Source organism: Oceanobacillus timonensis, assembly GCF_900166635.1.
GTDB lineage: Bacteria > Bacillota > Bacilli > Bacillales > Amphibacillaceae > Oceanobacillus > Oceanobacillus timonensis.
Genome location: NZ_LT800497.1, coordinates 819,157 through 835,460, shown reverse-complemented (window position 1 = coordinate 835,460; position 16,304 = coordinate 819,157). Strand labels below are relative to the sequence as shown.

Sequence of the window (16,304 nt, the reverse complement as noted above, 5' to 3'; positions counted from 1 at the left end):
CGTGTTATTCCACTGCTATTTCTACAACTTTTTGCTTACACGAAACGACTTCTCAAAGCTAAATGTATGTTAGTGGTAAGAAAAATTAGTTCTAATTATGATTCTATGCAAATATATATCAAAAATTGGGTTTGATGATTATTTAAGCTCTTTAATTTTCCATATTAGCCAAAAATGCAATTTATATCTCACATAGGAAATTAATGATTTTTTAAGTAACTTATATTAAACACCCATCTGTGATAACTCCTCTTGTTTATTTTCATCACCTATAGATTCAACATTAAAATCCTTATTCTCAAGTATCAAAGAAACAAGTACACCGCCGATTAAAGCCCAAAAAGGAGAACTTACTCCAAAGAAACTAATTCCAGACATGGCAATAATTAGTGAAAAGAATGCTCCAATTTGAAACTTTTTCCCTGTAAAGGCCGTTTGTAAGGATGCTACAAGCACACCAACCATTGCTAACCCTGCAACAGTAGCAATTAGTACACTTGGTAATACAACCACAAATGATACGGCAATACCGGCAACTAAACCAAAAATACCAAATAAGATACCGTTGACCAAAACAGAAACATATCTTCCCTCTTTGTCACCAGATTCTTCAGATGCACAAATTGCTGTCATGGGCCCAGCTATATTTGCATTATGCCCCCCAAAGAAAGATGTTACAATTCCACCAATACCACTAATAATCGTCATTGCATTTATTGGTGGTTTATAACCTTCTGCCATTAGAACACCAATAGACTGTGCGTTTTCTGCACCAATTACTAATAAAGCTAAAGGAATACCTACAGAGATAATCGCTTCAATATTAAACACAGGCATCAAAATTTGAGGAAGTGCTAAACCAGTTTGCATTTCTCCCACTTGAAATTGACCAGTAAAGGCGGCTAAAATACATCCAATAATAAATGCAATTAGTATTGGTGGTAATTTTGGGATTAACCGCGATGATAACAAATAAGCTACAATTGCCCCACCAACAATTAACGGTGCTCCCTGTATGGAAACAATCATATCCGTACCAAATTTAATCATTGCTCCCACAATCATCGCCATGACAATTGGAACAGGAATCCAATTCATAATTTTTCCAATTAATCCACTTAATCCTAATATTAATACGATAATACCAGCAGCTAAATAAGCACCCGATATTTCATTCAATGAATAGGACTGTAACCCCGCGGCAACTAATACTGCTCCAGGAATAGAATAGGCTCCAACAATAGGTTGTTTATACTTCAATGCCATGTAAATTCCTATTAAACTACCAAAAAAGTAAACAGCGAAAAGCCATGAAATCATTTGTTCTGTTGTTAGACCTGCATCTCTTGCGCCACCAATAATTATTAATGCAGGGCCCGTACATCCAAAGATTGTCGCAAGGATACCAGTACTTAAAGTTTTTTCATTAAGATACTTCGTAACATTTTTAAAATTATTACTGATTGATTTCATCTATTTCTCCCCTTTTGTCGATTTCACAACAGTCAACAAAATGCTAAATTCCTTTATTTTAAAGGAAGGGAAAATCCATGTTAAAGACTCTCCCTGCCTAACTTGTTTTTTACTATTTATCCAGTAGTTTATTTCCCCTTAAATTTTGGTTTCTCTTTATTCTCGAAAGCTTGAACGCCTTCATTAAAATCTTCTGTTGAACGAAGCATTCCGTATGCAAACCCTTCAATTTCCATTCCAGTACTTAGTGACGAATCTTGTGCTGTATTAAGTACTCGTTTTAATACTTTCAATGTCATTGGTGACTTGGAGGTTAAATCTTTTACAATTTTATTGGTTTCTTCTTCTAGGTTTTCAGAACTTGTTACCGCTGTTACTAACCCCCAGTTATGCGCCTCGTGAGCAGGAACTCTTCTACCACGTAAGATCATATCTTTCGCTCTTCCAATTCCTGCAATTTTTGTTACTCGCTGAGAACCACCACTTCCTGGGATCATTCCTATATTAATTTCTGGCAATGCAAGTAATGTATTATCTGCAGCTACACGAAAATCACATGCCAAAGCAATTTCTAGCCCCACTCCGAATGTATATCCTTGAAGTTGAGCGATTACTGGTTTGGGAGAGCGTTCCGGTGCGGCAACATTGACATGGAGCTCGGAAAGTTCTACTGGATGTCTTTCCATAAATTGAGCAATGTCCCCCCCTGAAGTAAATGCTTTTTCACCAGCACCTTTTATTAATATAACTTTTACATCATCATCATTGTTTAAAATATCAAAAATCTGCGATAAATGTGATCGTGCAATAAAGCTAAGCGTATTCATTTTTTCAGGGCGATCTAATGTGATTGTTGCTGTTTTCTCCTCCACATTTTTTTCAACCGTAATATGATCCCATTCCTGTACTATACTGTTAACCATGTTATACACTCTCCTTTATTTCCCCTTGATAGGTATCTTTTAAAATTCTTCTTAAAATTTTACCAACTGGACTCTTCGGTATTTCTTTCACAAAACGATATTCTTTTGGACGTTTAAAATTAGCTAGGTTATTCGAATTTTTGCAATAAATATCAAGTTCCTCTGAAGTTAAATTTTTGCTACCGCTTACAATATAAGCAACTACTTTTTCACCCCAGTGACTATCTGTAATTCCAACAATCGTTACTTCCAATACTTCTGGATGTCCAGCTAGTACGTTTTCCACCTCTAATGGGTGGATATTTTCCCCTCCAGAAATTATCATGTCATCTACTCTACCAACAACATTTAAGTCCTCATCTTCATCAAGAACCCCCATATCACCGGTGAAGTACCAACCAGATCTAATCGCTTTTTTATTCGTATCTGGTCGGTTCCAATAACCTTTGAAAGCCTCTAGTGAATCGATATTTACAATAATTTCTCCTGGTTCACCTATAGGAACTAAATCGTTTGGATCAGCATTTCCTTCAGGATCTGGTTTAATCAAACGTAATTCTTGATGAAACCCTGGTTTTCCAGCACAACCTGGTTTCTTATCCAAATAATCACAAATAGAGAACGTATATACTTCTGTACTTCCATAGTGATTTACAAATACTTCCGGTTTGAATTTTTCGAAACATTTTTCCGTTAGCTCAGTTGTCATTGCGGCACCTGCATAGCCAATTTTCTTAAGATTTCGCAAATTGAACTCATCAAAATCTTTGTGATGTATAATATCATGAAAAATTGTTGGAATAAGATAAACACAAGTAATTTTTTCTTTATCTAGTACTTTTAACGTATTTTCCACATTGTAATCAGGTGTCATAACAAACTTCCCATTTAAAAGCCCCATGGTCACTAAGGAACGCATACCCATGGTGTGGTAAAGCGGCATTGCGCCTATCGTGCTTTCATGTTTAGTATAATTATTTTGAATAATGTGTGCAGTTGCAGCACTATACTCATTCATATGAGAGCGTGGAACTCCTTTTGGTTTTCCAGTTGTTCCTGATGTATACAACATGAGACATATATCATTCATGTCAATATACGGCACATCATAATCTTCATTCTCTTGTTGGAGCATTTCCTCGTATGTTATGTCACCACCTTTAGCTCCCAAAATACTAACAAGTATCGGTTTTTTAATAAAGTTAGATTGTAATACAACCTCTTCACTAATTGGTTCATAAATAACTGCCTTTGCTTCTGCATTGTTGACACAATATGCAACTTCATCTGTGGATAATCGAAAATTAATTGGAGTAAACACCGCACCAATTTTTTGAATAGCCCAATAAAGTGCAACTGTTTCTAGTCGGTTTTTTAAAATAATTACGACACGGTCTCCTTTTTCAATGCCAGATTCTTGTAAGGATACGGCTAACTTATTGATTTGGCTATTAAATTCTCGATAAGTATACCTTTTATTTTCTTCTACAATTGCAGTGTTTTCAGGGAAACGTTTTACTGAAAACTCAAACATATTTCCAAGATTCACATTTTTCACTCCTTACTTTTCCTATCAAATGCTTTTTCAATTGCCTCAATGATTCCCTCATATCCTGTGCAACGGCACAAATGTCCTGAGAGTATTTCTTTTATTTCTTTTTTTGATGGTCTTGTATCACTTTGTAAAATTTCATAAGCTGACATTAAAATTCCTGGTGTACAGAATCCACATTGCAAACCATGTGATTCAATAAACGCCTCTTGTAATGAACTCATTTCTCCATTTTCAAATAAACCTTCGATAGTTTTTATCTCTGAACCATCTGCTTGTACGGTAAACATAAGACAACTTCTTACCGCAGATCCATTAAATAGGATAGTACAAGATCCACAGACACCGTGTTCACAGCCTACATGGGTACCTGTAAGTGCAAGGTCTTCACGAATAAAATCACTTAGTAACCTTCGTGGCTCTACATATTTTTCTACTACTCTCCCATTGATTGTTAAACTAACTTTAGCCCTTTGATCTTGAACAATTTCAACCATTATTCCTCCCCCCTATCTCCATGTTATAAGCTTTTTGTATTGCTTTTTTCGTTAGTGTCTTCGCTAGATGTAAGCGATAATCAATAGATGCATGCAAATCTTCATCTGGGTCAGCATTTTCGATGGCTAATTCTGCTGCTTCTTCTAACACTTTTTCAGTAGGTTCTTTTCCAATAAGAAAATCCATTGCTTCATCAGCCAAAACAGGGACTGCATCAATTCCGCCTAACACAAGTCGTACAGAATCAATTTTTGCGTCATTATCTATAGATAAAAGACAAACAACTGAAACCAATGCAAAATCACCATGTCTTCTACTAAATTCTTCAAAGGCATACCCTTTCGGCTGCTGGATTGGTACACGAATTTCTGTTAAAATCTCATCTGGCATCATATCTGTTGTTAAATACGTCAAGAAAAATTCATTAATATCAGCCGTTCTTGTATCGCTAGCACTTTGCACTATGATTTCTGCATTTAGTGCAAGGAAAGATAGTGGTAATTCCGCACTTGGATCTGCATGCGCTACACTACCTCCTACGGTTCCCCTATTCCTTGTTTGAACATGGCCAATAAACTTAACTGCTTGCTCAAGAACTGGAAAATTTTCTTTAATCAGCACACTTTCTTCTAAATTTCGTTGTGTTGTCAATGCGCCAATTTTTATGACGTTGTCTTCTAACCGTATTCCCTCTAGCTCCTTTAATAGGTGAATGTCAATTAAATATTCAGGCTCTGACATGCGCATATTTAAAATAGGAACAAAACTTTGACCACCGGCAATAATTTTACCTTCGTCTCCATATTCAGTTAATAGATCCATCGCTTCTTCTATCGTTGATGGACATAAATAGGAAAAGGCTGCTGGTTTCATTAGCGAAGTTCTCCTTCCATGTTACTCACTTTTTCTAATTCTTTTTTCACTTTCTTAAAGAAATCGTTAATGATTAACTTTGCTACTCCACTTAGCATCCTTTGACCAATAGAAGCTACTTTCCCGCCAACTTGAGCTTCATACGTATAATTTAATTCCGTTATATTGTTTTCAACTGTTACTAGCTGGATTTCTGCTTCCGCATCAACAAATCCTGGTCCCCCTTCGCCATGTACGATTAATCGATAACTTTTCGGAGCCTCTACGTCTGCTAAACGAATCGTTGCATCGTATTTTCCCTTAACCGCTGCCACCCCAACAGATAAATCTACTTGGTATACATTCTCTTCTTGTTGATTAAGTTCTTTACAACCCATAATGCAATTCTTCAATACTTCTGGGTTCAATAGGCTTGCGAAAACTGTTTCTTTATTTCCTTGTAGCTTGATACTTCCTTTTCCATCCATTGAATACCCTCCTATTCTATACTTCCACTATTTTCTTTTTGTGAATTTTATTCCAAATATAATCTGGTGATAGAGGTAACTGCTCAATCGTAACCCCTAGTGGTTTTAGTGCATCCGTTACAGCATTGGCAATAACTGCTGGTGCACTCATTGTATTTCCTTCACCAAGTCCCTTTGCACCAAGAACTGTCAGTGGTGATGGTGTTTCAATATGCTTAATTGTAATATTTGGTATTTCCGTTGCAGTTGGAACGAGATAATCCATGAAGCTTCCAGTGAGTAACTGGCCATTTTTGTCATAGACTAGGTTTTCATAGATTGCTGCTCCTAAACCATGGGTAAGTCCCCCAAGAATCTGTCCATTTGCGATTTTAGGATTTAAAAGTTTACCAGCATCGTGAACTGTGAAATAGTCTAATATTTTTACTTCTCCAGTATTAATATCAACTTCCACCTTCACAGCATCAAAAACAAATCCATAGGTGACAGATCCATTCACAGTATCTAATTCCGTTGGTGCCTTAGCCTCTGGTAAAGTATAAAAAGCGGATTCATGAAGTCCAGGTTCTAGACCCTCTGGTAGTACTTCTGGATTCCAGTGCGTTGTACCGATCAATCGTTTTAGAGAAATACTAATCCCTGGATTCGATTCTTTATACACTTTTCCATTTCCCATTGTTAATTCTTCTACAGTTGTTTCTAATTGCTTCGCTGCAATTTTTAGTAGTTTTGTTTTTACTTTATGTGCAGCTAAATAAATGGCACTTGAACCAATAGGAGCAAAGCGACTGGAATAACTTCCTGAAGCTACTGTCCAGGGACTTGTTGAAGTATCAAGCTCCGCAATTACTTTTACCATACTTGACTCAACTCCAAGCGTATCTGCAACGATTTGCGCTGCAACTGTTTCATGCCCTTGCCCTGTAGGTACTGTACTAATTCGAACAGTGATACCACCCATTGGGTCAATTGATACGGTCGCCCCCTCTGCAGCTCCAGATTTTGGAAGTCCTTTTGCTCTTTCCTCCGGTGTTAACGCCAAAGTGACATATCCCATATTCGACCCAGAGGGTTCTACAATACTAGCAAAACCAATACCTAAATATTTTCCTTGTTTCCAACCTTCCTTTTGTTTTTTCTTAAAATCTTTATAATTAATAGAATCCAATGCTAATTGCAATGCTGTATGATAATCACCACTATCATACATCCCACCTGAAGCAGTTAGATATGGGAATTCATCTTTTTGAATTAAGTTTCTTTCCACCACTTCAACAACATCGATATTTAATTCCTCGGAAATAATTTGTATCATTCGCTCTAGCGGGAAATAATGTTGCGGACCACCATATCCTCGAATAAGTCCTGTCGGTGATTTATTCGTTGTAACTGCAATTGCCTCTAATCGGACATTTTGAATTCGGTAAGCACCAGTAATATTAGAATGATTCCGATATAGTGATGCTGGTTCCGGCGCACGGATATAAGCACCAACATTATCAGCATATTTCATCTTAAGACCTAAAATTGTTCCATTGTTCTTCACTGCTGCTTCAACCCATGTGACACGATCTGTACCACTGGAACTTGCCATTAAATGTTCCTGTCTATCTTCAATCCATTTCACTGGAACACCGACAATTCTTGAAACAACTGCTATGAGGACCATGTATGGGTAAACACCTGATTTAATCCCGTAACTTCCCCCAATATCTTTCGGTGTAATAATTCGAAGTTGATTACTTGGGACATTCAGTGCTGCCTTCATAACAGAATGAAGGGTAAAAGGGCCATGGAAGTTAGACCAAATCGTATAGTTTTCTTCACTGCTTGTGTAATCGGCGATAACTCCATAATTTTCAACTGGAGTTGCGTTTACTTTCGGAAACTCAAACTTCCTTTTTATGATGTAATTGGCATCTTCAAATGCTTGATCAACATTACCATAATCAAAATGACGTTCATTCAGAATGTTACTTCCAACCTCTTCATGTAATGGTATAGAATCTTCTGAAAGCGCATCTGAAATTTGAACAACTGTTTGAAGCGGTTCATACTCTACTTTTATTTTTTCTAACGCATCTTCTGCAATATATCTGTTCTCCGCAACGATCACGACAACAGGTTCTCCAACATAGCGAACTTTATCAACAGCAATCGGATAATATGCTTGTGGTGCACTCACCCCTACAGGGAGTGGCTGTGTTAATTGTTTGACTTGTTGTCCATCAACTACACCAATGACTCCCGGAGTTTTTCTTGCCTCTTCCACGTCAATTTTCTTAATAACAGCATGGGCATGAGGACTACGAAGAATGGCGGCATGTTGTATATTTGATAATGGAGATAAATCATCAATGTACGTCCCTTCTCCAGAAACCAAGCGTTTATCTTCAACCCTTCTTATTGACTTACCTATATATGACAATCTATTTCCTCCTTTACTGTAATTATCTATGGATTGGAGTTTCCTTATATCTCAGGGAATTATTACTTGCCAAATTCCTACGAGACATAATTTCTGCAGCGATACTTAAGGCTATTTCTTCTGGTGTCTCCGATCCAATGTCTAATCCGATAGGGGTGTAAATACGGTTCTCTACTTCTTCCGAAATCGTTATTCCTTCTTTCCTTAACCGTTCTTTCAATTGCGAATAGCGCTTTTTAGGACCCAAAAGTCCAATATAAGGAATACTTTTTTGAAGTAATCCTTTTAGATAATTTAAATCGTTTTCAAAATGATGGGTCATTAACACAATAAAGGTATTATGATTAAATGAGATTGTATTTGGAAATTCTCCACGTTTTACTAGTTGGAATTGATCAGCACTTGGAAAATTCTCCTCTACTAAGTATCCTGGTCTATGATCAACAACGGTTACTTGCCAATTTAGTTGTTTAATTTGCTTCACAACTGCTTGTGCATCTTGGCCAGATCCAAAAATCACGACATTGGGAATTGGATCAACTTTCTCTATGAAGATTGTCGTATTCACCAATTTCCCATTAACAGAATAACGGAAGTTCTCCTGGATCCCTTTCTTCTCAACGTGCACGTTTTCTAATGGAAGAAACGTATTTAATGGAAGAATTTCTTCATAATCGCACGAAATTACTGTTCCGACGAAAAATGGGCCAATTCCATCATACTGTTTATTAAGCGCTTTCAATATTTTGATTGCTTCCATTCGATTACCTAACGGGTCAATCAACCCTAACCAAATCGTTATAGCTCCGTTACAACCAACACCCATCCCCCATGGTGTATCCTCATCATTTTTTAAATCATAGAAAACTTTTTTTGGTTTCTTTGTAAGAAAGACATCTTTTGCATGTTCTGTTAAATCTTCTTCAATACATCCACCACTAAGAACTCCGTGTATTATTCCATTTTCTAAGATGACACTTTTGGCACCAACCTGACGATAAGATGATCCTTCTTTATCGATGATTGTTGCAAGAACTCCCTTTTTATTTTGTTTTACACAACTTTCAATATGCTTCGCTAACATTCCTCTTCACCTCAATTCCGTTCCTTTTTATGAGTTGTGTTTTTAAGTTAGTTATAATTATAGTTGTCTAACTTAAATAACAGTTATAAAATTCTGCTTTTACCGTTTTCAATTTTTGAAAATCACCAAACAGTAATATCGATTTCTTTGTTCAAAAGGCATCCTATACACCAATTTGACCCAATTTAACGATAAAATAAAACTTTTTTAGCGATTGATAGTTACTAACATTTCTTGTCTGCTTAGTACAAAATTTAATATATTTCGCTAGCATTTTCCTAGTATTCAAGCGCATAATAATTTAAATTAAATATAATTTATAAAATTTTGCTATTTACACTTTCACTTTTTTAAATTTCAAATACTACAATAAAATAAAACTTTCTTCAGTAAGGATTTATCAACGCACAGCTCTTTACGGTGGGACGAGTAAGCGCAGTCTCTGTCCTAGTCCCAGCCAGTTATACTGCGATAAACATTGACCCATGTACCTTAATTGCTCCTTTTATAGTAGACAAAGGAATAATAAAACTTCTCTTTCTACAAGGGAGTATTTATTATTTCTAAAAAGATTACGCAGAATAAACAAATTCGAGTGGTATAAAGTGCACTAGACAAGAAGAAACCTTTAAGCTTTATAGCTAAAACATAGGAAGTAAATATGAAAAATTTGGAAGACAAGCAATTCGGATTGCTTTGGGAAGACAATAGAAACAAAGCCAAATCTAACCGAAGAAGGAAAATTAAAGTTTCGAATCAAAGAAATCAAAGGAGAAATCGTACGATGAGAGAAACAAGTCTCTATATTTCGAGCAATTCATAATTATCATGAAGAAAATCCAAGAGATTTTTAAACTGTATGGTGAAATCTATGGCTATCGACGAATCAGGATGATGATTCAGTCCAAGTGCGGAAATTGATATAGCCTGAAACACGTTCGTAAGCGAGAAATAATAGACCGCATTCTAATATAATGGAACTACCTCTATACTTGGATTTAACAAGTAACAGGAGGTAGTTTTTTCATGAAGGAAAACCCGATTGTTCCCGTAACGATCTCAGCACCATCTTCCTCTACACCTGTAAATCCAGTAGCGGAAGTTTCTTGCCATTCTCTACAGCTAACGATTTTTGAAGGTTGTCAGGAGTCGTTGGCAACAGCCTTAATCAAGGAGGCGTGCCGCCATGCTCGTTGACTTCTCTCAGATGAAAAATTGTTATTTAGTCTGTGGCTATACGGATCTTCGCAAAGGCATTGATGGTCTGGCTTCAGTAATCACCAGCCAATTTCAATTGGATCTTCTAGATGAATCTGTTTTCTTATTCTGCGGGAGAAGAACAGATCGATTTAAAGCTCTCTGGTTTGATGGAGAAGGTTTTTATTTACTATATAAGCGATATGATCAGGGGAAATTAACATGGCCACGTTCGCAAACTGATGTAGAAAAATTGACACCGAAACAAATTGAGTGGCTATTTGACGGTTTCTCCATCTATCAGAAACAAAAAATTCAGCCTGCCAAATTGGGTGTCCTCACTTAATCGCGAGAATAGAGTTCATTTTTAAAATTTTTCTTCCCTTTTTGATAAAATATGATACGATAAAAGAAATTATTTGGACATAGGGGGTGAATACGTTGACAGAATTGGAAAAGAAGCTGATGAAACAAATCGAACATTTGACGATCCAGAATGAAAAACAAGCAAAACAAATTGAACAGCTGATTAACCAGCTGACCAATATGAATCGTCGTCTGTTTGGAACATCATCTGAAAAAACTTCTCAAGGTCAACTTTCCTTCTTCGAAGAAGATAATAACTCCCCTTTTAGCGAGGCAGAGCAACCTGCAGACAAAGCCGTTGAGATAGAGACAATCTCTTATCAGCGAAAAAAATATAAAGGGCAGCGGACCGACATCACAAGAGATTTGCCTATCGTGGTGGAAGAACATACTCTTCCGTCTGATAGTCAAGTCTGTTCGTGTTGTGCCAGCCCATTAAAACATCTTGGAAAACGAGAAGCTCGAACGGAACTGGAGTTTATCCCAGCTCATTTAGTCAAGCATATCCATTATGAACATGCTTATGAATGCTTAACCTGTAAGAAAACAGGCCAGAATCACATTCTCCGTCAAAAAGCACCCGAACCTGCCTTAGCCAAAAGCTTAGCTGGACCGAGCGTGTTAGCCTGGAATCTCTATCAAAAGCTGGAGATGAGTATTCCCTATCATCGCCAGGAAAAAGAATGGGCACGATATGGGTAGAAGGTTTCCCGGCGAACGTTGGCAAACTGGACGATTCGGAGTTCTGAAGAATGGCTGGAGCCATTGTATCAACAAATGAGAGAGAAATTACTTCTGGAGCCTGTGCTCTCCGCTGATGAAACGACCTATCAAATTTTACGCCGAGCAGATGAAAAGCCAGCTTCAGCCGATGCAAGGATATGGTTATTTCGAACAGCGGAAACCGCAAAACATCCCATTATTCTTTATCATTCTTCTGAGACACGACGGTTTGAAGTAGCAGAAACCTTTCTTAAAGGATTTCAAGGACTGCTTCATTGTGATGGATATGCCGTCTATCAAAAATTGGAGGATGTGCAGCTTCAAACGTGCTGGGCACATGTTCGTCGGAAATTTTTGGAGACCAATGATCTAAACGGGCAAGGCGCCGTCGGCGTCCATTACTGTGACCAGCTTTTCAAGCTGGAAAGGCAATGGAAAGATCTATCTCCAGACGAACGATTACAGCAACGCCAGCTGGAAAGCAAACCGTTACTGAAGGAGTTCTGGGAATGGCTGGACGCCCTCGTTACGATGAAAGGTCCTTTACAAAAAGCTGTGGATTATACACAAAAGTTAAGGGATTCTCTTCAACGCTTTTTAACAGACGGACGACTTTTCATAAGTAATAATCTCGCAGAACGTTCCATTCGGCCTGTCACTGTCGGACGTAAAAACTGGTATTTTTCAACCAGCGCAGCTGGAGCTCATGCGAATACCATTGGGTATAGTATCATCCAAACAGCGAAGGAAAATGGAATTGATCCGTTTGAATACTTAACCGTTTTATTTATGGAACTTCCACAGCTTAATATTTTTCAACACCCAGAACAATGGGAAAACTATTTTCCGTGGAGTGCTTATATTCAAGCCAAGGTAAAGCCACTTTCAAAACATATAAAACGTGCATAATAGCCCTATCGGAGCTTCTTTACGAAAAGTTTACTCCTTTTAGGGCTGTTTGTCATGGCGTCATATTATTTCCCGCTTACACACGTTCGCCTTTTGATGATTCAATTAATTAGGCTTAAAATCTTTTATATGTAGTATTAATGCATATTCCACGATAACCAGTTACGTTAACATCGAAAAAATATACTGAACCTGAAGTTTACGCGGACATACCAAATCAAAAATGAATAAAGGTTTCACGTATTTAAAATACATCTTGATCAATACAAAAAGATTACTTAAATGTCATTAATAAAATTTATAACGATTTTATTGTTGCTTATAAATCTGGGTACTATAACATTCACAAGCTAATATATAAAGATTTAGTGAGGATATTGATATTCTATAATAAAGCACGTTACCATAGAAATTAAACAGCCTGACGCCATTAGAATGATAGGTGCCAGACTCTTTGTATAGATTTTTTACTTTTTTTCTTGTCTAGTGGATTAGGAGCAATTCAATCCAGATTCATTTTTATTTTGAGTCAAATAACGATCGGTATTCTGAAGGAGTGCATCCTTCTTTCTTTCTAAATGCAGTAGAAAAATATGCACCAGTGGTAAATCCTACTTGATTGGCAATCACTTCCATTGGTAAGGTCGTCATTTTTAATAGAGATTTAGATTGGTCAATTCGATAGGTCATTAAATAATCAACAAACGTTACCCCAATTTCATCTTTAAAGAGACGACTGAAATAGGAGGTGCTTAAATAAACCGACTGGGCAACTTCATCTAAGGTAATTTGTTCCTTATAACTGCTTTGTATAAATTGTAAAGCTGTCTGTATTGGATTCGCTAAATCGGGGTGTCGTTCTTTCTTATTCTCTTTATAAAAAAGGTCTTTTGATTCTGTAAAGAGACTATGAGTATGGATTCGTTCTGTAAGTTTATGAACTTCTGTTTTAGAAAAAGGTTTTAATAAATATCCTACAAATCCGAGATTTATACTACTGAGAACTAGGTCGAATTCTTTTAAATAAGTCATAATAATAATACTGATATCAGGGCTCCATTCCAACGCCTTTTGGCCTAAATCCATTCCATTTCCATCTATTAAGGAAACTTCCAGAAATAAAATACTAGGTTTTATTTTTTTTAATAATAGCTCCCCTTTTTCAAGAGTAACTGCCTCATGTACCGTGTAATAACCAATACTACTTGTTGCAAGGTAGTCCATTACAGCATTTCTACTTTCAAATTCATCATCGACGATTAAAATATTCGGCAAATTATCCCCCCTCTCTTTCTACTTTTAAAATTACAATAATTCAAAAATTCAATATATTATAGATTTATTTTTTTACGAAATATTTTTCCGGATGCGGTTTTCAGTAGAGATGCCCTGAAAATATACCTTCTTGGCCGTTTATAATTTGATAAGCTTGAATGTTTTTTACAAAAAATATCCAGTTCTTCTGCCGTTAAAAATTCATCATTTGGCACAATATAGGCGACAACAACTTGTCCCCACCGTTCATCTTCCTCCCCAACAACCATTACTTCTTTTACCTCTGGATGCTTTAATAAAATATTCTCGATTTCGATAGGAAAAATATTCTCACCAGCATGTAAAATCATTTCATCAACACGACCAACAATGCAAATATCATCAGATTCATCCTTATACCCTAAGTCTCCGGTATAATACCAATCATTTTTTACACTTTTCTTCGTAATTTCTGGTTTATTCCAATAACCTTTGAATGCCTCTGGTGAACCCATATGTACAATAATTTCTCCAATCTCTCCATTAGAGACAACATCTTCCTCTGATTTTATGCGCTCGATGTCTGCTTCAATTATTTTAATTTTTTGATGAATACCAGGCTTTCCGACACACCTGGGCTTATTTATAACATCTTGACAAATGCAATGTGTAAATATTTCTGTGCTCCCATACTGATTAATAAAATAAGTCGGCTGAAAAACTACCTGACATTTTTGTATCAGTTTATTTGTCATCGGAGCACCAGCATAAGAAATAACGCGCAACTGTTCGAAATTATATTGCTGGATATCTGTAAGTGTCACCATTTCGTGATACATACTTGGTAATAAATAAAGACTAGTCACTTTTTGATCTTGAATCAGCTGACAAGCTTCATTAGGATCAAACTCTTTTAAAAGAATAATCGTCCCATTTAATAGAAACGTGCTAAGCAAGGAACGCATCCCCATTGTATGATGTAACGAAATAACACCTAAGGAAGTATCCATCCATTTATAATGGCAATGAAAAACATAAGTTAAAGTAGATGAATATTCATTCAGATGAGTTCGGGGCACACCTTTTGGTATTCCAGACGTACCAGATGTATAAAGGATTATCGATAAATCTTCTTCATAAATTGGAATATAAAAAAAATCATTCTCATTTTCTTGTAATAATTCATTATATGTAACATCATCTTCTCCATCAATGGTGATAAATAGTGGACGATAATCAATCTTTCCGCGCTCAATGAGATGCTCAGTTGATTTTTCAGTTACAATCATTTTAACGTCTAAATCATTGATACAATAATGAATGATTTCTGTAGATTGTTTGATATTAATTGGAGAAAACACTGCACCGACTTTCTGAGTTGCCCAAAATAATACAATGGCTTCCATACGATTTCTAAGTAAAATGGCAATTCGGTCCCCCTTTTTTATTCCTAAGCGGTAAAGAGAGGAAGCAACATGATTTACAATGTTCTTTACCTCTTTATAAGAATAATGATTATTTCCTTCCACAATGGCAACTTCATTAGGATTTCTTTCAACAGCATAATCAAACATTCTGACTAGATTCATTAATACCCCTCCCAAATGTAAAACGCTTTCATTTTTGCGTTTTTTATTCTGAAATAGTATAGTAAAAAAATTCTATCTTTTTACTACTATACCTTATTTGATAAGTAAATTTGAATATTTTTAACCTTAACTACAAAAATAATTTATATACGTGGATTTTTATAAAAATAAAACTCATAACTAATTCGAATATTTAAACAAATGACCCACTTTCTTTTTTTAGCGCTTACTCCTAGGGCACATTTCCCTCGTCAGATAGCTTTACTCTTCACGAGTTGAAAACTTCGTTCTTTGCTAGAACATCCTTGGTAGATGTTTATTTATGTTTCTTATTCAGCAGTGTTACTGCCTTTTCATAATCTTCTGGGGTGTCGATATCAAACAAAATCCCCTCGTCTAAAACTTCTACTTCTGTACGGTTGTGAATTTGCTTTAGGATTAATTTTACGCCTTGATCTCCTTGTAATTGATTGAACCATCCGCGTTCAATATTCCCCAAAAAAACTGGATGACCAACCTTCCCTTTCAACTTTGGTCTAACGACAAAGGGTTCACGTATACTCTGCAATTTCTTCTTCCCCACATTAAAAACCGTTTGAATTGTTTCTGACTTAAGAAATGGTAAATCTCCTAAAAAAATTATAACATTTATTGGGGTTCCCGATGTATGTTCAATCGCTTTATGTAAAGAAGTGCTTTGACCTTTTTCAAAATTTGGATTAATAACCCATTGAAAACGCGGGTCACCGATGGTAATTGCTTTTTGAATAGTTTCCGCTTCCCTACCTATGACGGTCAATATTTCAGTAAAATCCTCTGATGATACAAGACGAATCACTGTATCAAGGAGATTATTGTTACCAAAAGAAAGTAATTGTTTTGGTTTCCCCATTCGACTCGATGTTCCAGCTGCAAGAATAATGGCATATATTGATGTTTCCGATGCTCTCATAATAACAACTCCTAGC

13 protein-coding genes and 1 pseudogene are annotated in these 16,304 nt (G+C 36.3%); 3 read left to right on the top strand and 11 right to left on the bottom strand.

Annotation, left to right across the window (positions count from 1 at the left end):
- Positions 1-225: 225 nt before the first annotated feature.
- The 8 genes from B7E05_RS04230 to B7E05_RS04195 form a co-directional block, all read right to left on the bottom strand.
- The gene (locus tag B7E05_RS04230) at positions 226-1,473 is read right to left on the bottom strand and encodes a benzoate/H(+) symporter BenE family transporter (protein ID WP_080872770.1); all 1,248 of its coding nucleotides are present in this window, start codon (positions 1,471-1,473) and stop codon (positions 226-228) included.
- Between the two features lie 128 nt (positions 1,474-1,601).
- Positions 1,602-2,396: an enoyl-CoA hydratase/isomerase family protein gene (locus tag B7E05_RS04225; protein WP_080872768.1), complete on the bottom strand. Its 795-nt coding sequence runs from the start codon at positions 2,394-2,396 to the stop codon at positions 1,602-1,604.
- Position 2,397: 1 nt separating this feature from the next.
- Positions 2,398-3,945, bottom strand: a complete 1,548-nt coding sequence (locus B7E05_RS04220) for a class I adenylate-forming enzyme family protein (protein ID WP_080872765.1) — start codon at positions 3,943-3,945, stop codon at positions 2,398-2,400.
- A gap of 5 nt (positions 3,946-3,950) precedes the next feature.
- Positions 3,951-4,445 carry a (2Fe-2S)-binding protein gene (locus B7E05_RS04215; RefSeq protein ID WP_080872763.1) on the bottom strand — a complete coding sequence of 165 codons (495 nt, stop codon included), beginning with the start codon at positions 4,443-4,445 and terminating at the stop codon, positions 3,951-3,953.
- Positions 4,438-5,319, bottom strand: a complete 882-nt coding sequence (locus tag B7E05_RS04210; protein WP_080872762.1) for an FAD binding domain-containing protein — start codon at positions 5,317-5,319, stop codon at positions 4,438-4,440. The genes B7E05_RS04215 and B7E05_RS04210 overlap by 8 nt, the downstream gene beginning before the upstream one ends.
- On the bottom strand, positions 5,319-5,786 hold the full coding sequence (locus B7E05_RS04205) for an SRPBCC family protein (protein WP_080872760.1): 468 nt from the start codon (positions 5,784-5,786) through the stop codon (positions 5,319-5,321). The genes B7E05_RS04210 and B7E05_RS04205 overlap by 1 nt, the downstream gene beginning before the upstream one ends.
- 16 nt (positions 5,787-5,802) lie before the next feature.
- Positions 5,803-8,214 (bottom strand): xanthine dehydrogenase family protein molybdopterin-binding subunit, encoded by a 2,412-nt coding sequence (locus tag B7E05_RS04200; RefSeq protein WP_080872759.1) that lies wholly within the window; start codon positions 8,212-8,214, stop codon positions 5,803-5,805.
- A gap of 22 nt (positions 8,215-8,236) precedes the next feature.
- On the bottom strand, positions 8,237-9,298 hold the full coding sequence (locus B7E05_RS04195; RefSeq protein WP_080872757.1) for an XdhC family protein: 1,062 nt from the start codon (positions 9,296-9,298) through the stop codon (positions 8,237-8,239).
- Between the two features lie 1,186 nt (positions 9,299-10,484).
- On the opposite strand from B7E05_RS04195, the gene tnpB reads away from it, so the two are divergent.
- From tnpB to tnpC, 3 genes and pseudogenes are all read left to right on the top strand, one after another.
- The gene (gene tnpB / locus B7E05_RS04190; protein ID WP_080872755.1) at positions 10,485-10,841 is read left to right on the top strand and encodes an IS66 family insertion sequence element accessory protein TnpB; all 357 of its coding nucleotides are present in this window, start codon (positions 10,485-10,487) and stop codon (positions 10,839-10,841) included.
- A 95-nt stretch (positions 10,842-10,936) separates the two neighbouring features.
- The gene (locus tag B7E05_RS04185; protein ID WP_080872753.1) at positions 10,937-11,563 is read left to right on the top strand and encodes an IS66 family transposase; all 627 of its coding nucleotides are present in this window, start codon (positions 10,937-10,939) and stop codon (positions 11,561-11,563) included.
- Positions 11,564-11,575: 12 nt separating this feature from the next.
- Positions 11,576-12,493 (top strand): annotated as a pseudogene (gene tnpC / locus B7E05_RS04180) (IS66 family transposase); the annotation flags it as partial.
- A 519-nt stretch (positions 12,494-13,012) separates the two neighbouring features.
- Here tnpC and B7E05_RS04175 read toward each other — a convergent pair.
- From B7E05_RS04175 to B7E05_RS04165, 3 genes are all read right to left on the bottom strand, one after another.
- Positions 13,013-13,768 carry a helix-turn-helix domain-containing protein gene (locus B7E05_RS04175; protein WP_080872750.1) on the bottom strand — a complete coding sequence of 252 codons (756 nt, stop codon included), beginning with the start codon at positions 13,766-13,768 and terminating at the stop codon, positions 13,013-13,015.
- Positions 13,769-13,824: 56 nt separating this feature from the next.
- A complete protein-coding gene (locus tag B7E05_RS04170) occupies positions 13,825-15,336 on the bottom strand; it encodes a class I adenylate-forming enzyme family protein (RefSeq protein ID WP_080872748.1) in 1,512 nt (503 codons plus the stop codon).
- Between the two features lie 316 nt (positions 15,337-15,652).
- On the bottom strand, positions 15,653-16,288 hold the full coding sequence (locus B7E05_RS04165; RefSeq protein ID WP_080872747.1) for a nucleotidyltransferase family protein: 636 nt from the start codon (positions 16,286-16,288) through the stop codon (positions 15,653-15,655).
- Positions 16,289-16,304: the final 16 nt, after the last annotated feature.